This is a genomic window from Pseudomonas thivervalensis (genome assembly GCF_001269655.1).
GTDB lineage: Bacteria > Pseudomonadota > Gammaproteobacteria > Pseudomonadales > Pseudomonadaceae > Aquipseudomonas > Aquipseudomonas thivervalensis.
Map to the genome: position 1 here is coordinate 159,668 of NZ_LHVE01000015.1, position 19,490 is coordinate 179,157.

The 19,490-nt window shown below is 61.6% G+C and carries 20 protein-coding genes; 9 read left to right on the forward strand and 11 right to left on the reverse strand.

The window, feature by feature from the left end; genetic code table 11:
* Positions 1 to 28: 28 nt before the first annotated feature.
* The 3 genes from AD659_RS22205 to AD659_RS22215 form a co-directional block, all read right to left on the reverse strand.
* Positions 29 to 1,132 (reverse strand): NADH:flavin oxidoreductase, encoded by a 1,104-nt coding sequence (locus AD659_RS22205; protein WP_053125126.1) that lies wholly within the window; start codon positions 1,130 to 1,132, stop codon positions 29 to 31.
* Between the two features lie 259 nt (positions 1,133 to 1,391).
* Positions 1,392 to 1,874: a glutathione peroxidase gene (locus AD659_RS22210; RefSeq protein WP_053125128.1), complete on the reverse strand. Its 483-nt coding sequence runs from the start codon at positions 1,872 to 1,874 to the stop codon at positions 1,392 to 1,394.
* A gap of 121 nt (positions 1,875 to 1,995) precedes the next feature.
* The gene (locus AD659_RS22215) at positions 1,996 to 2,481 is read right to left on the reverse strand and encodes an FKBP-type peptidyl-prolyl cis-trans isomerase (protein WP_053125130.1); all 486 of its coding nucleotides are present in this window, start codon (positions 2,479 to 2,481) and stop codon (positions 1,996 to 1,998) included.
* Between AD659_RS22215 and AD659_RS22220 the strand changes: the two genes are divergently transcribed.
* Genes AD659_RS22220 through AD659_RS22230 form a run of 3 tightly spaced genes read left to right on the forward strand, consistent with a single transcriptional unit; the run spans position 2,450 to position 5,857 of the window.
* Positions 2,450 to 2,788, forward strand: a complete 339-nt coding sequence (locus tag AD659_RS22220) for a DUF3565 domain-containing protein (RefSeq protein WP_082342020.1) — start codon at positions 2,450 to 2,452, stop codon at positions 2,786 to 2,788. The two genes, AD659_RS22215 and AD659_RS22220, sit on opposite strands and share 32 nt — an antisense overlap.
* A gap of 60 nt (positions 2,789 to 2,848) precedes the next feature.
* Positions 2,849 to 4,948: a phosphate acetyltransferase gene (gene pta / locus AD659_RS22225; protein ID WP_053125134.1), complete on the forward strand. Its 2,100-nt coding sequence runs from the start codon at positions 2,849 to 2,851 to the stop codon at positions 4,946 to 4,948.
* Positions 4,949 to 5,857 carry a 1-acylglycerol-3-phosphate O-acyltransferase, YihG family gene (locus tag AD659_RS22230; RefSeq protein WP_053125135.1) on the forward strand — a complete coding sequence of 303 codons (909 nt, stop codon included), beginning with the start codon at positions 4,949 to 4,951 and terminating at the stop codon, positions 5,855 to 5,857.
* A gap of 164 nt (positions 5,858 to 6,021) precedes the next feature.
* Here AD659_RS22230 and cysN read toward each other — a convergent pair whose 3' ends face one another.
* The 3 genes from cysN to AD659_RS22245 all read right to left on the reverse strand — a co-directional run bounded on the left by cysN (position 6,022) and on the right by AD659_RS22245 (position 9,877).
* The gene (gene cysN, locus AD659_RS22235) at positions 6,022 to 7,920 is read right to left on the reverse strand and encodes a sulfate adenylyltransferase subunit CysN (protein ID WP_053125138.1); all 1,899 of its coding nucleotides are present in this window, start codon (positions 7,918 to 7,920) and stop codon (positions 6,022 to 6,024) included.
* Between the two features lie 9 nt (positions 7,921 to 7,929).
* Entirely contained in the window at positions 7,930 to 8,847 is a 918-nt protein-coding gene (gene cysD / locus AD659_RS22240) for a sulfate adenylyltransferase subunit CysD (RefSeq protein WP_053125140.1), read from the reverse strand.
* Positions 8,848 to 9,118: 271 nt separating this feature from the next.
* On the reverse strand, positions 9,119 to 9,877 hold the full coding sequence (locus AD659_RS22245) for a Nif3-like dinuclear metal center hexameric protein (RefSeq protein ID WP_053125142.1): 759 nt from the start codon (positions 9,875 to 9,877) through the stop codon (positions 9,119 to 9,121).
* 104 nt (positions 9,878 to 9,981) lie between these two features.
* Between AD659_RS22245 and algW the strand changes: the two genes are divergently transcribed.
* The 3 genes from algW to AD659_RS22265 all read left to right on the forward strand — a co-directional run bounded on the left by algW (position 9,982) and on the right by AD659_RS22265 (position 14,301).
* Complete coding sequence (gene algW / locus AD659_RS22250) at positions 9,982 to 11,142, forward strand: Do family serine endopeptidase AlgW (RefSeq protein WP_053125144.1); 1,161 nt, start codon at positions 9,982 to 9,984, stop codon at positions 11,140 to 11,142.
* Between the two features lie 322 nt (positions 11,143 to 11,464).
* A complete protein-coding gene (locus AD659_RS22260; RefSeq protein WP_053125148.1) occupies positions 11,465 to 13,570 on the forward strand; it encodes a TonB-dependent siderophore receptor in 2,106 nt (701 codons plus the stop codon).
* A gap of 11 nt (positions 13,571 to 13,581) precedes the next feature.
* A complete protein-coding gene (locus tag AD659_RS22265; protein ID WP_053125150.1) occupies positions 13,582 to 14,301 on the forward strand; it encodes a DUF4198 domain-containing protein in 720 nt (239 codons plus the stop codon).
* Between the two features lie 243 nt (positions 14,302 to 14,544).
* Here AD659_RS22265 and AD659_RS22270 read toward each other — a convergent pair whose 3' ends face one another.
* From AD659_RS22270 to AD659_RS22280, 3 genes are read right to left on the reverse strand one after another with little or no spacing between them, the layout of a single operon-like run.
* Positions 14,545 to 15,168: an SOS response-associated peptidase gene (locus tag AD659_RS22270; RefSeq protein ID WP_053125152.1), complete on the reverse strand. Its 624-nt coding sequence runs from the start codon at positions 15,166 to 15,168 to the stop codon at positions 14,545 to 14,547.
* A 39-nt stretch (positions 15,169 to 15,207) separates the two neighbouring features.
* Complete coding sequence (locus tag AD659_RS22275; RefSeq protein WP_053125154.1) at positions 15,208 to 15,468, reverse strand: putative signal transducing protein; 261 nt, start codon at positions 15,466 to 15,468, stop codon at positions 15,208 to 15,210.
* Positions 15,469 to 15,478: 10 nt separating this feature from the next.
* The gene (locus AD659_RS22280; protein WP_053125156.1) at positions 15,479 to 15,661 is read right to left on the reverse strand and encodes a CPXCG motif-containing cysteine-rich protein; all 183 of its coding nucleotides are present in this window, start codon (positions 15,659 to 15,661) and stop codon (positions 15,479 to 15,481) included.
* A 139-nt stretch (positions 15,662 to 15,800) separates the two neighbouring features.
* Between AD659_RS22280 and AD659_RS22285 the strand changes: the two genes are divergently transcribed.
* A complete protein-coding gene (locus tag AD659_RS22285; protein WP_053125158.1) occupies positions 15,801 to 16,967 on the forward strand; it encodes a 1-acyl-sn-glycerol-3-phosphate acyltransferase in 1,167 nt (388 codons plus the stop codon).
* Positions 16,968 to 17,207: 240 nt separating this feature from the next.
* Here AD659_RS22285 and AD659_RS22290 read toward each other — a convergent pair whose 3' ends face one another.
* On the reverse strand, positions 17,208 to 17,489 hold the full coding sequence (locus AD659_RS22290) for a hypothetical protein (protein WP_053125160.1): 282 nt from the start codon (positions 17,487 to 17,489) through the stop codon (positions 17,208 to 17,210).
* Positions 17,490 to 17,891: 402 nt separating this feature from the next.
* Between AD659_RS22290 and AD659_RS22295 the strand changes: the two genes are divergently transcribed.
* Positions 17,892 to 18,098: a hypothetical protein gene (locus tag AD659_RS22295; RefSeq protein ID WP_003185312.1), complete on the forward strand. Its 207-nt coding sequence runs from the start codon at positions 17,892 to 17,894 to the stop codon at positions 18,096 to 18,098.
* A gap of 29 nt (positions 18,099 to 18,127) precedes the next feature.
* Here the strand turns inward: AD659_RS22295 and AD659_RS22300 are convergent, their stop codons facing one another.
* Positions 18,128 to 18,712: a YajG family lipoprotein gene (locus AD659_RS22300; RefSeq protein ID WP_003205489.1), complete on the reverse strand. Its 585-nt coding sequence runs from the start codon at positions 18,710 to 18,712 to the stop codon at positions 18,128 to 18,130.
* Between the two features lie 205 nt (positions 18,713 to 18,917).
* Here AD659_RS22300 and AD659_RS22305 point away from each other — a divergent pair, with 205 nt between their 5' ends.
* Positions 18,918 to 19,151, forward strand: coding sequence for a hypothetical protein (locus AD659_RS22305; RefSeq protein WP_053125162.1), 234 nt, complete (start codon positions 18,918 to 18,920; stop codon positions 19,149 to 19,151).
* The last annotated feature ends 339 nt before the right edge of the window (positions 19,152 to 19,490 follow it).

The window sequence follows — 19,490 nt, forward strand, 5'->3', positions numbered from 1 at the left end:
CTCGCGATAGCGTCAGCTCGGACGCTACTTAAACCAGGGTCATCAACGCCTCGCGACTGAACGGCAAGATCTCCTGCTCGCGCCCTTCACGGACTTTTTGCGCCCAGTCCGGATCCACCAGCAGCGCACGCCCCACCGCCACCAGGTCGAACTCATCGTTGTTCAAGCGCTCCAGCAGTTTCTCCAGGCTGGCCGGTTGAGCGACTTTGTCGGTGTTGACCATGAACTGCAGGAACTCGCCATCCAGGCCGACGCTGCCGACGGTGATGGTAGGCTTGCCGGTGAGCTTGCGGGTCCAGCCGGCCAGGTTCAGCTCGGAGCCTTCGAATTCCGGCTCCCAGAAGCGCCGTGTCGAGCAGTGGAAAATATCCACGCCCGCTTCCGACAACGGCTTGAGAAACTCGCCCAAGGCTTCAGGCGTCTGCACCAGGCGCGCCGTGTAGTCCTGCTGTTTCCATTGGGAGAAGCGGAAAATGATCGGGAAGCCCTCGCCCACCGCCGCACGCACGGCACGGATCAATTCGATCGCGAAGCGCGAGCGGTTGGCCAGGCTGCCGCCATAACCGTCAGTGCGCTGGTTGCTGCCTTCCCAGAAGAACTGGTCCACCAGGTAGCCGTGGGCGCCGTGGATTTCCACTCCGTCCATGCCGATGCTCTGGGCGTCTTTTGCCGCTTGGGCGAAGGCGGCGATAACATCATCGATGTCCGCCTGGGTCATGCCGTGGACCACCACCTGGCCGTCCTTGAGCTTTTCGGTAGGACCATAGCCCGGCACGCTGGCGTCCGGCTCGGTGCCGATGCGCCGCACACTGCCCACATGCCACAGCTGTGGAACGATCTTGCCGCCCTCGGCATGCACCGCGTCGACCACCTGCTTCCAACCGGCCAGGGCTGCGTCGCCATAGAAATGCGGCACGTTCGGGTAGCCGTTGGAGGCCTTGTGCCCGACCGTCGTGCCTTCGGTAATGATCAGCCCTACCCCGGCCGCCGCACGACGACGGTAGTACTCGATCACTTTGGCGTTCGGCACGCCGCCCGGCGAAAAGGAACGGGTCATCGGCGCCATCACCACCCGGGTCGGCAACTCGAACGCGCCGAGGTGGAAGGGTTTGAACAGGGCTTTTACAGGCATGGGGCACTCCACGGGACGCAGTCACGGATCGGATATGACGACGATAATATGGAGCGTTGAGGGCGCTGGGTAGCACTATTGATTGGAATGATTAAGGATCAGAAGGGAGCGCTGAGTATCACAGTCTCAAGCACATTCCCTGTGGCGAGGGAGCTTGCTCCCGCTCGGTTGCGCAGCAACCGCAAAAAGCCAGGGCCGCTTCGCAGCCCAGCGGGAGCAAGCTCCCTCGCCACAAAGGGACCGTCATAAATTATTGGGATCAAGCCAGCGCTTTTTCAATCGCCTGGATCACGGAAGGATCATCCGGCGCTGTACGCGGCGAGAAACGCGCCAGCACCCGGCCGTCCTTGCCGAGCAGGAATTTTTCGAAGTTCCAGGTAATGTCCCCGGGAAACTCGGCCCCCTCGCCCGCCAGCAGGCGGTACAACTGGTGGCGATCAGGACCGTTCACGTCCAGCTTGCTGGACAGCGGGAACGTCACGCCATAGTTGAGGCGGCAGAATTCCTGGATCTCCTGCTCGGTTCCCGGCTCTTGCCCGGCGAACTGATTGCAAGGCAGGCCCAGCACACTGAACCCCTTGTCCTTGTATTGCTGATAGAGATTTTCCAACGCCGCGTACTGAGGCGTCAGGCCACATTTGGAGGCGACGTTGACCACCAGCACGACTTGCCCCTTGAACGGCGCCAGAGCAAGCTCCTGACCATCCAGGGCTTTGAGTTTAAGGTCGTGGAAAGCACTCATGACGAACTCCAGTTTTGCGGATCTTTTCGAAACAGCCATGGGTGATGCTAACAGCAACGGACTAAAAAGGCGCCGTATGGCGCCTTCCCAGTTCACTGGTCATTTGAGCGTAGCGCACAAATCAGTGGTGATGGCCGCCTTCGCCATGGACGTGACCATGGGCGACTTCTTCCTCGCTGGCGTCACGGATATCGACGATCTTGACCTTGAAGTTCAGGCGCTGGCCGGCCAACGGGTGGTTGCCGTCAACGGTGACGTCGTCGCCTTCCAAGTCGCGGATGGTGACGATCTGCATCTGGCCATCGGGCGCCGAGGCGTGGAACTGCATGCCCACTTCCAGTTCGTCCACGCCTTCGAACATGCTGCGGCTCAGGGTGCTGACCAGTTCGGCGGAGTATTCACCGTAAGCGTCTTCCGGCTCGACGGTCACGTTCAGGTCGTCACCGACCGCTTTGCCTTCCAGGGCTTTTTCCAAGCCCGGGATGATGTTGCCTGCGCCATGCAGGTAGACCAGCGGAGCGCCGCCGGCAGAGCTGTCGATGACCTCACCAGCGTCGTTGGTCAGGGTATAGTCGATGGAGACAGCCTTTTTGGTGGCGATCAGCATGGGGCGAGACCTTTTGCATAAGAATGAAGAACGGACAAGTCTAAACAAGGATTTGCCCGAAAGCGAACGGAACCCGGACAAACGGGCTAGCTCGAACAGACCGACGGTCACCGGTTTCCATCAGGACGAGGACGGGCACTGGGTGGCCGAGCTGTCCTGTGGCCATACCCAGCACCTGCGTCACCAGCCACCGTGGCAGTCCCGGGCCTGGGTGCTGGACCCGGCGCAACGTATTGAAAAAATAGGCCAGCCCTTTGATTGCGGCTGGTGCGCTCAAGGCCCGGTTAGCGATAACCTTGGCGACTGAATTGTGGGTAGATGGCCAGTCATAGGCCGCGCCCGGGTCATGCACCTCTAGAGAATCGGCATGCAAACTTTTTTTATCGCGCCCACCGATTTTGGTGTGGGACTGACCTCCATCAGCCTCGGGCTGGTGCGTACCCTTGAACGGGCCGGCCTGAAAGTCGGCTTTTTCAAACCCATTGCCCAACCGCATCCCGGCGACACCGGGCCGGAGCGCTCCACCGAACTGGTGGCCCGCACCCATGGCCTCAAGCCCCCGCAGCCGCTGGGCCTGGCTCACGTCGAGCGCATGCTCGGCGACGGCCAGCTCGATGAGCTGCTGGAAGAAATCATCACCCTGTACCAGCAGGCGGCCATCGGCAAGGATGTACTGGTGGTCGAAGGCATGGTCCCGACCCGCAACGCCAGCTACGCTGCCCGGGTCAACCTGCACCTGGCCAAGAGCCTCGACGCCGAAGTCATCCTGGTGTCGGCACCGGAGAACGAAGTACTGACCGAGCTTTCCGGTCGAGTGGAGTTGCAGGCTCAATTGTTTGGCGGGCCGAAAGATCCCAAAGTCCTCGGTGTGATCCTGAACAAGGTCCGCACCGACGAAAGCATGGAGGCGTTTTCCGCCCGGCTCAAGGAACACTCGCCCCTGTTGCGCAGCGGCGATTTCCGCCTGCTCGGTTGCCTGCCGTTTCGCCCCGAACTCAATGCCCCGCGCACCCGCGACGTGGCCGACCTGATGGGCGCTCAGGTACTGAATGCCGGCGACTACGAAACCCGGCGCATGAGCAACATCATCATTTGCGCCCGCACCATGCGCAACACCGTGGAGCTGCTCAAGCCCGGCGTGCTGGTGGTGACCCCTGGCGATCGCGACGACATCATCCTCGCCGTGAGCCTGGCGGCGATCAACGGCGTGCCGCTGGCCGGCCTGCTGCTGACCAGCGACACCCTGCCCGACCCACGCATCATGGACCTGTGCCGTGGCGCCTTGCAGGCAGGGCTGCCGGTGCTGTCAGTGAGCACCGGCTCCTATGACACCGCCAACCTGCTCAACGGCCTGAACAAGGAAATCCCCATTGATGACCGCGAACGTGCGGAGATCATCACCGATTTCGTCGCCAGCCACCTGGATGCCAAATGGTTGCACCAGCGCTGCGGCACACCGCGAGAAATGCGCCTGTCGCCGGCAGTGTTCCGCTATCAGTTGATCCAGCGCGCCCAGGCCGCCAACAAACGCATCGTGCTGCCCGAAGGCAGCGAACCGCTGACCGTCCAGGCCGCCGCCATTTGCCAGGCCCGGGGCATCGCCCGTTGCGTGCTGCTGGCAAAACCGGCCGACGTCGAAGCGGTGGCCCGCGCCCAAGGCATCGAGCTGCCACCGGGGCTGGAGATTCTCGACCCGGATTCAATCCGCGAACGTTACGTCGAGCCGATGGTGCGATTGCGCAAGAGCAAAAGCTTGAATGCACCGATGGCCGAGCAGCAACTGGAAGACACCGTGGTCATCGGCACCATGATGCTGGCCCTGGATGAAGTGGACGGGCTGGTCTCGGGGGTCATCCATTCCACCGCCAACACCATCCGTCCGGCGTTGCAACTGATCAAGACCGCGCCGGGTTGCTCGCTGGTGTCCTCAGTGTTTTTCATGTTGTTTCCCGAAGAAGTGCTGGTCTACGGCGACTGCGTGATGAACCCGCACCCCAGCGCAGCGGAACTGGCGGAAATTGCCCTGCAAAGCGCCGATTCGGCCGCCGCGTTCGGCATCACGCCACGGGTGGCGATGCTCAGCTATTCCAGCGGCGAGTCGGCCAGCGGCGAAGAAGTGGAAAAAGTCCGCGAAGCCACCCTGCTGGCCCACGAAGCCCAGCACGGCCTGCTCATCGACGGCCCGCTGCAATACGACGCCGCCGCCAACGAAACCGTAGCCCGGCAATTGGCCCCCAACAGCCAGGTGGCCGGTCGGGCGACGGTGTTCATCTTCCCGGACCTCAACACCGGCAACACCACCCACAAGGCCGTGCAGCGCAGTGCTGACTGCGTCAGCCTCGGGCCGATGCTGCAGGGCTTGCGCAAACCGGTGAATGACCTGCCCCGCGGCGCCCAGGTCGACGACATCGTGTACACCATCGCCCTGACCGCGATCCAAGCCGCCAACCGACCTTTGGATATTTAAATGCTGGACTTCCTGCCTGCCCCCTTGCGCGGCGTCATTGCCTCGCTGCTGTTGGCGCTGAACACCATCGCCTGCTGCACACCGCTGTTCATCGTGGCGATTTTCAAGCTGTTGCTGCCCTTCCCCGCCGCCCAACGCTTCACTGACTGGCTGATGAGCCACATCCACGAGGCCTGGATCAGCAACAACAAGGCCTGGATGAGCCTGCTGCGCCGTACCCGCTGGCACCTCAGCGGCCTGGAAGGCCTGGACTACCAGCATTCGTACCTGATCACCAGCAACCACCAGAGCTGGGTCGACATCATGGTGTTGCAGTATGTGCTGAACCGGCGCATCCGCCCGCTGAAGTTCTTCCTCAAGCAGGAGCTGATCTGGGTGCCGGTGATCGGCCTGGCCTGGTGGGCCCTGGGCTTCCCATTCATGAAGCGCTACTCCAAGGCTTACCTGGAAAAGCATCCGGAAAAAAAGGGCAAGGACCTGGAAACCACCCGCAAGACCTGCGCGAAATTTCGTGACAATCCGGTGGGCATTTTCAACTTCGTCGAAGGCACGCGTTTCACCGAAGGCAAGCATGCCCAGCAGCAGTCACCGTTTCGCTACCTGCTCAAGCCCAAGGCCGGCGGCATCGCGTTCGTGCTCGATGCCATGGGTGAACAGCTGGAGTCGATCATCAACGTTACCATTCATTACCCAGGCGGTCGTCCGGGGTATTGGGATTTGCTCTGCGGCAACGTTGGCGAGGTGGTGGTGCATTTCCAGGAATTGAAGATCCCACCGCAGTTCATCGGCAAGAACTACGACCAGGACGGTGCCTATCGCCTGGAGTTCCAGGGCTGGATCAACCAGTTGTGGCAGGACAAGGATGCGTTGCTTGAGCAGATGCATCGGGAGTATCCCTACAAGTCTTGAGGCGCCTGTACTGGCCTCATCGCGAGCAGGCTCGCTCCCACAGTAGATCGTGGTGTTCACACATACCCTGTGGGAGCGAGCTTGCTCGCGATAGCGTCCTTCCAGACAAAAAAAGCCCGCGGATGATCACTCATCCGCGGGCTTTTCAGTTACAGCGGCGGTCCTTAGATCGCCCCACGCTTGCGCAGCAGATCCAGCACCTGCTTGACGCTCTCTTCCAGTGTCAGCGCCTGGGTGTCGATCACCAGGTCGGCGTCCAGCGGCACGTCATACGGGAAGGACTCGCCCGGGATGTTGTCGCCAGCGGCGGCGTACAGCCCTTGCGGATCACGCTGGGCACACACCGTTGGCGAGGCCTGGACGTAGACCGTCAGCAGACGCTCACGACCGATCAGGTCCTTGGCCTGTTCGCGCCCTTCGGCACTCGGCGCAACGAACGCGGCGAGGGTCAGCAGACCGGCCTCGTTGAACTGACGGGCGACATGCGCCGCCCGGCGCCAGTTCTCGGTCCGCCCGGCACGGTCCTGCGGCAAGCCCTTGTTCAGGTCATGACGCAAGTTCTGGCCATCGAGGACAAAGACCGCACGGCCCGAGTCGAACAACTTGCGCTCGACCGCATAGGCCAGCGTGCTCTTGCCCGCGCCCGACAGGCCACTGAACAAGACCGTGGCCGGCTGCTGGCCGAAGCGCTGGGTGCGTTCTTCCACCGACACATGGGCCAGTTTGCCGTGGTGGGAGCTGCTGCCGTGGGTCAGCGGCTGGGCGACGATCATGCCGGCGCCGACCGTGCCGTTGGTCAGGCGATCGATGACGATGAACGCGCCAGTGGTGCGGTTGCTCTCGTAACCGTCCAGGGCGATCGGCGCATCCAGGGCGATCTTCACCTTGCCGATTTCGTTGAGCTGCAACGCGCTGGCCGGACCTTCTTCCAAGGTGTTCACATCGACCTTGTTGACGATGCTGGCAATCGAGCCCGGCACGTAGCTGGTGGCACGCTTGATGTCGTATTTCTTGCCCGGCAGCATCGGCTCTTCGGCCATCCACACCAGCATCGCTTCGAAGCTGTCGGTGACCGGCGGGACGTTGTCGGCATGCACCAGCAGGTCGCCACGGGAGATGTCGATCTCGTCTTCCATGGTCAGCGTCACCGCCTGGCCTGGACCGGCGTGTTCCAGCTCGCCTTCGAAGGTGACGATGGACTTCACGCGGCTGCTCTTGCCCGATGGCAGTACCACCACTTCGTCGCCCTTGTGCACGATGCCGCTGGCGAGTGTGCCGGCGAAACCGCGGAAGTTCAGGTTCGGACGGTTGACGTACTGCACCGGGAAACGCAGGTCGGTGAAGTTGCGGTCGCCTGCCACTTCCACGGTCTCGAGGATTTCCATCAGCGACTGGCCGGTGTACCACGGCGAACGCTCGGACTTGTTCACCACGTTGTCGCCCTTGAGGGCGGACATCGGCACGAAGTGCATGCTGGTGGGCTTCATCTTCAAGCCTTCGGCGAACTTCAGGTAGTCGGCCTTGATCGACTCGAACACGCCCTGGTCGAAGTCCTTGAGGTCCATCTTGTTGATGGCCACGACGATGTGCTTGATGCCCAGCAGCGAGGCGATGAAGCTGTGGCGACGGGTCTGGGTCTGCACGCCGTAGCGGGCGTCCACCAGGATGATCGCCAGGTCACAGGTGGAAGCACCGGTGGCCATGTTGCGGGTGTACTGCTCATGGCCGGGGGTGTCGGCGATGATGAATTTACGCTTGGCGGTGGAGAAGTAGCGGTAGGCGACATCGATGGTGATGCCTTGCTCGCGCTCGGCCTGCAGGCCGTCGACCAGCAACGCCAGGTCGATATCGTCGCCGGTGGTGCCGACTTTCTTCGAATCGCGGGTGATGGCTTCCAGGTGATCTTCGTAGATCATCTTGGAGTCGTGCAGCAGGCGCCCGATCAGGGTGCTCTTGCCGTCGTCGACGTTACCGCAGGTCAGGAAGCGCAGCAGCTCTTTACGCTCGTGCTGGCCCAGGTAGGCGAGGATGTCCTCGCTGATCAAATCAGATTGATGCGACATGACAGCCCCTTAGAAATAACCTTGACGTTTTTTATCTTCCATCGAGCCTGCGCCATCGTGGTCGATGACCCGGCCCTGGCGCTCGGAAGTTCGCGTCAGGAGCATTTCCTGGATGATGTCCGTCAGGCTTTCGGCCTCGGACTCCACCGCGCCCGTCAACGGGTAGCAGCCAAGGGTACGGAAACGCACTTTCTTCTTGACGATACGGGCCTTGTCTTCGTTGGACAGGTGCTCGAGGATGCGCTCGTCGTCGATCATGATCAGCGTGCCGTTCTTCTCGATCACTTCACGCTCGGCGGCGAAGTACAGCGGCACGATCGGGATGCCTTCGAGGTAGATGTACTGCCAGATGTCCAGCTCGGTCCAGTTCGACAGCGGGAAGACGCGGATCGACTCGCCTTTGTTGACCTTGCCGTTGTAGACGTTCCACAGCTCCGGACGCTGGTTCTTCGGGTCCCAGCGGTGCTTGCTGTCACGGAACGAGTACACGCGCTCCTTGGCGCGGGATTTCTCTTCATCGCGACGGGCACCGCCGAACGCGGCGTCGAAACCATATTTGTCCAAGGCCTGCTTGAGGCCTTCGGTCTTCATGATGTCGGTGTGCTTGGCACTGCCGTGAGTGAACGGGTTGATGCCCTGCGCCACGCCGTCCGGGTTCACATGAGTGATCAGGTCCAGGCCCAGTTCCTCGACCATGCGGTCGCGAAACTTGTACATTTCCTGGAATTTCCAGCGGGTGTCGACGTGCATCACCGGAAAGGGCAGCTTGCCGGGGAAGAACGCCTTGCGTGCCAGGTGCAGCATCACGGCGGAGTCTTTACCGATGGAGTACAGCATCACCGGGTTATCGAACTCGGCGGCCACCTCGCGGATGATGTGGATGCTTTCCGCCTCCAGCTGTTTCAGATGCGTCAGTTTGTCGACCATGGCTACTCACGAAAACTTTCTTATGAACGGCCAGCGGGCCGTGTTCGAGCGGGGAATCCTAGCACAGCGACCTCTTCTAATCAGGGCGCCAACTAGATCGAAACAGCATATGGATATGCCTGCCGGTTCGGGCCCCGCGCACGCTTTTATGTGGGAGCGAGCTTGCTCGCGATGACGGTGTGTCAGCCACATTAATGTCGACTGGTCCGCCGCTATCGCGAGCAAGCTCGCTCCCACAGGGGATATAACTCCCCACAGGGGTTATAAGCAGTCAGATCGGATTCGGGCAATCGATGAAGATGTGTTCCAGGGCAAAGCGGCGCGCCAGGTAGTCACCCAGCGCCTGGACGCCATAGCGTTCGGTGGCATGATGCCCGGCGGCGATGAAGCTGATGCCGTTTTCCCGTGCGCTGTGGAACGTCTGCTCCGACGCCTCGCCGCTGAGGTACAGGTCGACGCCGGCCAGCACCGCCTGATCGATATACCCCTGGCCGCCGCCCGTGCACCAGCCGACCCGGCGGATCATCTGCTCGCCTTCGATCAGCAAGGGCTCGCGGCCCATGGTTTCCTGGACCTTGCGCGCGAAATCCCGCGCCGTCATCGGTTCGGACAGCGAGCCAACGAGGCCGACGATCTTGGGATTGTCCGGGTCCAGCGGCCCCTCGACGGTGATGTCCAACTGGCGGGCCAGTTGCACGTTATTGCCCACCTCGGGGTGCAGGTCCAAGGGCAAGTGATAGGCAAGCAGGCTGATGTCATGCTTGAGCAACGTCTTGAGGCGACGCTGCTTCATGCCGGTGACGCAAGGGTTCTCGCCCTTCCAGAAATAACCGTGATGCACCAGCACCAGGTCGGCCTCGGCCTCGACGGCCGCATCGAGCAAGGCCTGGCTGGCGGTGACACCGCTGACGATGCGCATCACCTGGGGCGCGCCTTCGACCTGCAGGCCATTGGGGCAATAATCGGCAATCCGGCTGCTGGCCAGGTAACGGTCCGCTTCTTCTACCAGGGTGTTCAGGGCTACGGCCATGAAAAGACTCCTAAATATCCCGTTCAGAGGCGCGCGCGGCCTCGTATAATGCGCGACATTATGGGCGGTCTCATACCGCCTGCAACCTTTGTAGGACGTGCTTAATGCTCAAGGCGCTGCGTTTTTCCGGCTGGCCGCTGTTGGCCGGCGTGCTTGTCGCTCTACTGATTATCCAGCGCTACCCGGAATGGGTCGGCCTGCCGAGCCTCGACGTCAACCTGCAGCAGGCGCCGCAAAGCAAGGCGGTGCAACAGGGGCCGGTGTCCTATGCCGACGCCGTGACCACCGCCGCGCCGGCCGTGGTGAACCTGTACACCACCAAGGTCATCAACAAACCCAGCCATCCGCTATTCGAAGACCCGCAGTTCCGGCGCTTCTTCGGCGACAACTCGCCCAAGCAGAAGCGCATGGAGTCGAGCCTGGGGTCGGGCGTGATCATGAGCCCGGAAGGCTACATCCTGACCAACAACCACGTCACCAGCGGTGCCGACCAGATCGTGGTGGCCCTCAAGGATGGCCGTGAAACCCTGGCCCGGGTGATTGGCAGCGACCCGGAAACCGACCTCGCGGTGCTGAAGATCGACCTCAAGAACCTGCCGGCCATCACCATCGGCCGCTCCGACAGCATCCGCATCGGCGACGTGACCCTGGCCATTGGCAACCCGTTCGGCGTTGGCCAGACCGTGACCATGGGCATCATCAGCGCCACCGGGCGCAATCAGTTGGGCCTGAACAACTACGAGGACTTCATCCAGACCGACGCCGCGATCAACCCCGGCAACTCCGGCGGCGCCCTGGTGGACGCCAACGGCAACCTCACCGGGATCAATACGGCGATCTTCTCCAAGTCCGGCGGCAGCCAGGGCATCGGTTTCGCCATTCCAGTGAAGCTGGCGATGGAGGTGATGAAGTCCATCATCGAACACGGCCAGGTGATCCGTGGCTGGCTGGGGATTGAAGTCCAGCCGCTGACCCAGGAACTGGCGGAGTCCTTCGGCTTGTCCGGACGGCCCGGCATCGTAGTGGCAGGGATCTTCCGCGACGGTCCGGCGCAGAAGGCCGGCCTGCAACTGGGCGATGTGATCCTGAGCATCGATGGCGAACCGGCCGGCGATGGCCGCCGCTCGATGAACCAGGTGGCGCGGATCAAGCCCACCGACAAGGTGACGATCCAGGTCATGCGCAACGGCAAGGAGCTCAAGCTCACCGCCGAAATCGGCCTGCGCCCACCGCCGGCGCCGGTGGTGGTCAAGGAAGAGCAGTAACCCGTAGCAACCCATCCCCGTGGCGAGGGAGCTTGCTCCCGCTGGGTTCTGTAGGAGCTGCCGAAGGCTGCGATCTTTTGATCTTGATCTTGATCTTGATCTTGATCTTGATCTTGATCTTGATCTTGATCTTGATCTTTCGCTTGCGACTCAATTGTCTGGGACAAGATCGCAGCCTCGTTGCACTCGACAGCTCCTACACGGTGTTCACAGGGTTGCTCGCTGGCCACAAAAACGATGCTTGGTTATTCAATCAGAAATAGCATAAATTCTCATTGGTAGTGTTATATTGTTTCAATACTAAAAATTGGAACAACATAACATGTCATCCCTGAAACGGATCTCCCTCGCCAGTCTCGCCTTCGGGCTGCTGGGCGATCCGGCCTGCGCCGAAGAAATCCAGCCCCTGGAGCTGGACGCCATCACCGTAACGTCAGACTACGAATCCGCCACCGGACCTGTCACGGGGTATCGCGCCACCCGCTCCGCCAGTGCAACCAAGACCGACACAGCCCTGCGCGACATCCCGCAATCGATCAGCGTGATTCCCGCCAGCGTGCTCAAGGACCTGGGCAGCACGAGCGTCGAACGGGCATTGGAATACGCCGGTGGCGTGTCGAAGCAGAACAACTTTGGCGGCCTGACGCTCTACGAATACAGCGTGCGCGGCTTCACGACTTCGGAGTTCTACAAGGACGGTTTCAGCGCCAACCGTGGCTATCCGAGTACTCCGGACGCGGCGAACATCGAACGCATCGAAGTGCTCAAGGGCCCGGCCGCCAGCCTGTATGGCCGGGGCGACCCTGGCGGCACGGTGAACATTGTCACCAAGAAACCGCAACCGGAAGCCTTCACCACCTTGCAAACCAGCGCCGGCAGTTGGGACCGCTACCGCACCGCGCTGGACGTCAACACGCCGCTGGACGCCGAAGGGCAGCTGTTGTCGCGGGTCAACCTGGCGGTCGAGGACAACAATAGCTTTCGCGATCACGTCGACAGCAAGCGCGTCTTCGTGGCGCCTTCCATCAGTTGGCAATTGAACCCCGACACGCGATTGCTGGTGGAAAGCGAAATCGTGCGCCACAGCTCGACGTTCGACCGTGGCATCGTCGCTCCGAACAATCGCTGGAGCGGCGTTTCCCGCTCGACTTTCTTGGGCGAGCCCAACGACGGCGACATCGACAATCACAACAACATGCTCCAGGCCGCCCTCGAACATCAGCTCAACGACACCTGGCAACTGCGCCTGGCCAGTCACTACAAGCAGGGTGAGCTCTGGGGTTTCGCCTCCGAGGCGCGGCCACTGAACGCCGACGGCCACACCGTGAACCGCCGCTATCGCGAGCGCGACAACAATTGGCACGACAGCATCACCCAGCTGGAACTGCGCGGTCTGTTCGATCTCGGCCCCTGGCAGCACGAACTGCTGATCGGCAGCGAATATGAGGACTACCGCAAGAACGAGCGCGTGACTACGATCGGTGGTAGTACCTATCCCATCGACATCTATCAGCCGATCTATGGCCAGCCAAAACCCAACGGTGCTCGGACCGGCACAGACTTCTTCGAACATGTACAAAGCCGTGCGCTGAATCTGCAGGACCAGATCGTCTTCACCGACAAGCTGCGAGGCATGCTCGGCGTGCGTTATGAGCATTTCGAGCAGAGCATCGACGATCACACCCGCAATAACACTAGCCGCCAGCGCCACGACGCCCTGACGCAGCGGGCCGGTCTGCTGTATCAGTTGATGCCCCAGGTCGGCCTGTTCGCCAACGTTTCCACCTCGTTCAAACCTAACAACGGCCTGGATGCCGGCGGCAAGACTTTCGACCCCGAGGAAGGGGTTGGCTATGAAATGGGGATCAAGAGCGAGTTGTTCGACGACCGCCTGAGCACCACCCTGGCAGCGTTCCATATCGAAAAGGAAAACGTCCTGAGCCCAGTCGCCGGGACCGATTTCAGCCGCGCTATCGGCAAGGCCCGCAGCCAGGGCATCGACTTGCAGGTGACTGGGCAACTGACCGACGCCGTGCGGGTGATCGGCGCCTATGCCTACATCGACGCCGAAGTGACCAAGGGTGACCAGCAGACGCCTACCGGCAGCCGAATCCTCGGTGTCGCCAAACATAGCGGCAGTCTATTGGGAGTCTACGAGTTCCAGGACGGGCACTTGCGCGGCTCGGATGTCGGCGCGGCGTTCACTTACGTCGGCGATCGCTCGGGCGAAGCCGGTAAGGATTTCGAATTACCGGCCTATCACACCGTTGACCTGCTGGCTCACTACAAGGCCAGCGACACCGTCACCGTAGGCCTGAACCTGAACAACGTCTTCGACGAAAAATACTACGAACGCTCCTACAGCAATTACTGGGTCACTCCCGGTGATCCGCGCAACTTCACTGTCAGCCTCACCCTCGATCTATAAAGGAAGTCAGCATGAAATACCCCAAGACCTTCGCCCTGCTCGGCCTGCTCCTGGCCACACAGGCCTCGGCCCATGGCCTGTGGACCGAACAGCGCCGCGGCAACATCGAAGTGATCTACGGCCACGGCGCCGAAGACAATGCCTTCAAGGCGCAGAAAGTCAGCGGTGCCTGGGCCTATGACCTGGGCGGCAAAATGATCCCGGTGACCATAGAGCGCCTGCCGGACCACGCCCGCCTGCAACCGCTCAAGCCGCCGGCCGTGCTGGCCGTGGCGCTGGACAATGGCATGTGGTCCAAGACCGCGGACAAGAAGTGGATCAACGAAGGCCGCAGCAAAGTGCCCGGAGCGGTCGAGGCGACCCAGACGTTCAAGTACAGCCTGGCGATCTATGAGCCGGGGGCGAAACTGCCGGCGCTTGAACCGATCAAGTTCGTTATCCTGCCGGAAGTCGACCCGCTGACCGTAGGCCCGGGCCAGTCCTTGCCGGTACGGGTGCTGCTGGACGGCAAACCGGCGGCCGGGGTGAAACTGGTGGGCGACTACCGCAGCGCGCCGAACACCGTCTCGACGGAAACCGACGCCGAAGGCCGGGCCAAGGTGCTGGTGCGCAACGAAGGCTTGAACGTGATTGCGGCGCAGATGGAAGTGAAGCTCAAGGATAACAAGGACGTGGACACCCGCGGCGTGTTCACCTCGCTGACCTTCCTGGGCGAACCGCATCACGAGTAACCGTCCGCTCTCATAATGTCAGGCAGCTCACTTAAGAAAAGCGATGAACCTGTGGCGAGGGAGCTTGCTCCCGCTTGACCGGGCTGGCGCTCCAGTGCGAAGCGCTCACCAAAAGGGGCCGCTGCGCAGCCCAGCGGGAGCAAGCTCCCTCGCCACAATGGCCCAGCGGTAATGCAACATTTCCTGTGGGAGCTTGCTCCGGGCGGCGATCCGACGATGGGGCCAATACAAGCGCCGCAATGCTCAAGCCGGCGTCAAGCACTCCGGCCCATTGAGCTTCGGATCATTGACCATATTGGCCAATACCCGCTCGCGCAGTGGCGCCGGCTCGCTGGCCAACAATCCCTGCAAGGCATGCAGCGGAGTCTCGGGATCGAGCCACAGGCGCTGGCCTGCTTCGTCCAGGATCAACGGCCGACGTTGACCCGCCGCCGGCTGGGTGATGACCGCCGTGCTCAGCCACACCTGTTCCTGCACCGGATACGCCTCCCAGATCGCAGCAAAAAACAACGACGAGCCCTCCCCCGGCGTCAGCCAGTACGGACGCTTGCGCGTGCCGCCGCGCCATTCATAGAAGCCGTTGGCCGGCAGCAGGCAGCGGCGCAGGCGCAAAGCCTCGCGGAACATCGGTTGCTCGGCCACGGTTTCGGCCCGGGCATGGGCCGGGGTGCGGGACAGGTCGGTCAGCCACGGTGGCGTCAGCCCCCAGCGCGCCCGGGCCAGTTCGCGCTGGCCCTCGGCGCCGGCCCGCAGCATCAGCACCGAATCGTTGGGCGAAATATTCCATTGGGCCTTCTGATCGGCGGGAAAACCGGGCAGGGCCGCAAAGGTGGGGTTCCAGCGAAACAGGGCATAACGTCCACACATGGGGCAACACGACTCTTGATCGAACGAACGACCGCCAGCCTAACAGACCAGCGTGCCGGGGTAGCTGTCCGGTTCATCGCCGGGCAGCGGCAGCGCGGCATTGTACGCGGCGATCAACTCCCGGGCGTATTGCGCCTGTTCGTCTTCCACCGCCAGCCCCAGCAGGCCCTGCATGGGTAATTCTCCCGCACCGCCCAGCAGATCGCGCCCCACCAGGTGCGCCGTGATGCCTTCACTGGCGAGCATGCCTTGCAGCAACTCCCCTTCCATCAAGTTGTCCAGCTCGTAGATTCGCTGCATGGGCGCCCCATCATTCGTTTTCGCTGAAGACCTCGAGATGCCATTCCTCGCCATGGACCTGTAGCACAAAGGTGATCGGCCGGCAGCACACCTGACAGTCCTCGATGTAGGTCTGGTCGCCACCGGACAAGTCCACGGTTGTCTCAACTTCCTCCCCACAATAGGGACAATCATAACTAGCCTGTTCCAGCATCGCGGTCTCCCAGGTGACTTGTGCGTATAATCGCCGGTCTATTTGCAGGGCTATTTTTGTCTGGCTTATCTTCCAGGCCGTGCCCTGTCGTTTTTTCGATCGAACCTTTACTTACCCTAGCCGTTTCCAACAAGAGAGCATGATGGGCGAATTCGATGCCATCCGACCTTACGACGACAGCGAAGTCCCAGCGGTGCTGGCACGGCTGCTCGGCGACAAGGCGTTTCTAGATATCCTCACCCACTTCCGCTTCCCACGCCTGGCCGGCGCCTTTGGCTGGATGCTCAAACCCCTTATAGCGCAAAGATTGCGCCGTGAGTTCGCCGGTGTGACGTCAGTCGCCACGTTGCAGGACAAGGTGGAGTTCTACGTCGACCACACCATCGAGCGCGCCACCGATGGCGTGACTTACACCGGAGTGGAGCAATTCAAGTCCGGCAGCGCCTACCTGTTCATCGCCAACCACCGCGATATCGTGATGGACCCGGCCTTCGTCAACTACGCCGTGTACCACGCCGGCCTGCCGACGCCGCGCATCGCCATTGGCGACAACCTGCTGCAAAAGCCTTTTGTCAGTGACCTGATGCGCCTGAACAAGAGCTTCATCGTGCACCGCTCCATCACCGGGCGGCGGGAAAAAATGGCGGCGTACCAGTTGCTGTCGGCGTACATCAACCATTCGATCCGCAACGACTGCGCCTCGATCTGGATCGCCCAGGCCGAAGGGCGGGCCAAGGACGGTGACGACCGGACCGAATCGGCGATCCTCAAGATGTTCCACATGAGTCGCAAGGATGAGCCGTTTGGCGAAGTGATCCAGTCGCTGAACCTCACGCCGGTGTCGATCAGCTACGAATACGACCCGTGCGACCAGGCCAAGGCCCGCGAGCTGTACATCCGCGCCACCACCGGCACCTACACCAAGGCACCGGGCGAAGACGACGTGAGCATCGCCAAGGGCATCACCGGCTACAAAGGCCGGGTCCACGTGAACTTTGCTGCGCCCATCACCGAACTGTTCGAGGACACCAAGCAATTGGCCCTGGAGATGGACCGGCAGATTCTCGGCGGCTACCGGCTGTTCCCGGTGCATTACCTGGCCTACGCCCAATGGGCCGACGCCGATCCGCAGTTGCAGGTGCCGACCGCGGCCGAGGTGTTTGGTGCTGATGAGCTGGCCAAGGCCGAGGAAGAATGGCAGCGCCGGCTGGACGCGTGCCCGCCGGAACACCGGCCGTTCCTGGTGCTGCAGTATGCGACGCCGGTGCGTAATCAGTATCGGGTCAAGGCGGGGTTGGCGCTTTAAAGCCGGGCTTGCGAGGGCCTGGTTTGGCCTCTGTGGCGAGGGAGCTTGCTCCCGCTCGATTGCGCAGCAATCGCAAAACGGGCTTGCAGTGATTTGAGTTGACCGCTCGAAGGGGGCCGCTTCACGCAGCCCAGCGGGAGCAAGCTCCCTCGCCACAAAAGCACTTTTGCCAGGCAATCCTCATTTGCCCTGCAAACACTTTTGCAACGCGATCCTCGATTGCCTTGCAAGGCTACTTCATCAGAACTGCGTACTGATCCACGACACCAACAACGCCAGCGCCAGGCAGCCAAAGCCGAACCGGTAGAAAAACCGGTTCATGCGCTGGGTGGCCAGGTCCAGCAGGGCTTCGAAGCGTTCATCACCGTTGCCACTGCGTGCTTGCAGGCAGGCTCGCGCCCGTAGCTCACGGCGGCGCGTCGCATGCAGCACCCAACCGCCCGGGCAGGCAAACAGCAACGCGAACAGGTTGATCAGTTTGGCGGGGTGGGCGGCGAACAACGAAAACAGATGCGACGACATCACGAACCTCAAGCAAAAAACGGACAGGACATGCCCGTGGCCTACGAACAGGGCGCGGATTCTACCGAAAGCCTGCCGTCCTGCGCCGTTTTTTCCGACCAGTAACGATCCCACCGCCGCACTGTAATACTGTTCACTGAAGGCTTGTGTGAGTCATTGTGGCGAGGGAGCTTGCTCCCGCTGGGCTGCGTAGCAGCCCCAAAACAGGGCCGCTTCGCGCCCCAGCGGGAGCAAGCTCCCTCGCCACAGGATTGTCGCCAGGCATTCGGGCCGTGTGTGTTTTGTTGGGCTGGCCTGGTCATTACAGGATCGGCAATCAGGCCTTGGATTAATTTCCCCAGTCACCGTTTCGTCATCTGATTAGGCCACTCTGTCGCCCTTCAAACCTGCACGGAACCCGTCATGCTGCATGCCGAAAACCAGGATCGCCTCTACCTCATCAGCCCGAGCGACGAACAACAGAACCTCGTCGACAGCCTGTCCTTCAATGTGCAGGACCGCCATTGGCTGGTGTACTGCGCCCTCGGCGGCCATCAACATGCCGACCTGCCGGAGACAGACCTGCTGACCGGGATCAGCGTGCTGGAGTTCTATTCCCAGGCAGCCTGAAAAAACTGTGGGGTTACGGGACTTAAGGTTTACTCAGCCAGCACCTGGCCAATGGTCGGGTCCTTGAACAGCCGGGTCAGGGCATCGCTCAACACGTCGCTGACCAGCTTGGTGTTGGTGTCCTGGTTAGGCGCCATGCCGAAGCGTTGGTCCAGGGACGCCCCGTAACGACCGCTGTAGCGGCGGTTGGCGTTCTGCACGTCGGAGCGGAAGGTCGCGCCGATGGTGGCTTCGGTCACGTACATGCCTTCCTTGGGCGACTGGTACTTGAGCTCGGCCAGGGTCACCGTCAGTTGCGGCGCATTCAAGGCGTTGGCCGTCGGCGTGAAGCCCAGCAAACGCACCGCCGCTTCAGCCTGGGCCTGCAGCTTGGGCAGGATCTGCGCGCCCTGCACCGTGATCACGCTGGTCTCCGGGTACAACCCGCCGCGGGTGCCGAGCGTCGGCGACGGACGACCGTCCACGACCCGCACCACCACCGGCTGGCCACGCCCCACTGGCGCCAGTTGGGCATTGAGCTTGGGCTCCGGGTTAAGTTGTTGCGGGCTGTGGGCGCAGCCGACGAGGGTCAGACTGGTCACAGCGATCAAACCGAACAACAGGCGTTGCAACATGCTCTTCTCTCCAGAATCGGGCACAAACAGGCCGGCAGTATAGCGGTGCGCCATCGCGGTGAACTAGCGCCTTGCGATGAATACTGAAATGTCTGACACGGGCCGTGATTGCCGGTTCCTGTCACCCCATTGTCACGGTCCTTAAACCTGCATGTCATGGCCCGCTGTCAGGCTTGCCCCAAGCTTCCTGACTCGGTATCCGCTCATGCGTTATCTCATCTCCTTGTTCACCCCGCGCCCTCATCACCGCAGCTTCGCCCTGCTCGATCGCAACGGCCGTTGCCAGGCTTTCAAGCAGTGCAGCCTGCAGCCCATGGGTGAAGGCTGGGTGGAAATCGACGAGATCCGTCTCAACTGGTTGCACCAGCCACTGCCCGCCAGCGCCCGCGTGCAACCGCTTCGTGCCCGCGCACGCCACCGGCAACTGTTGACCATCTGACCGGACGCCTAATAAAAGTCATTAAACACGACCATTTCCCTGCGTTTCTTCGATACAATCTCCCCCCGATTATAAGGACGTCTCCTGATCGGGCCTCGCAACACCGCTGATGCGCTGGTATTGGCACCCCGCACCGCCCACAGAGAGCCGCCCACACAGATCGAGTGAAGCTGGCGCGCTTGCTGTTCTCTCAGGCAAATCACCACTTTTCGCGAATCTGCAGAGCTGTCATTACGCTCGGTCACTGAGCTGTCTGCCCGTTTTGCCTGTCATGTACTCCATGGGGGCAACCAAACCGGGCGCAGTGCCAGGCTGGGACAGCCCTTTTTTGAGGTTCAC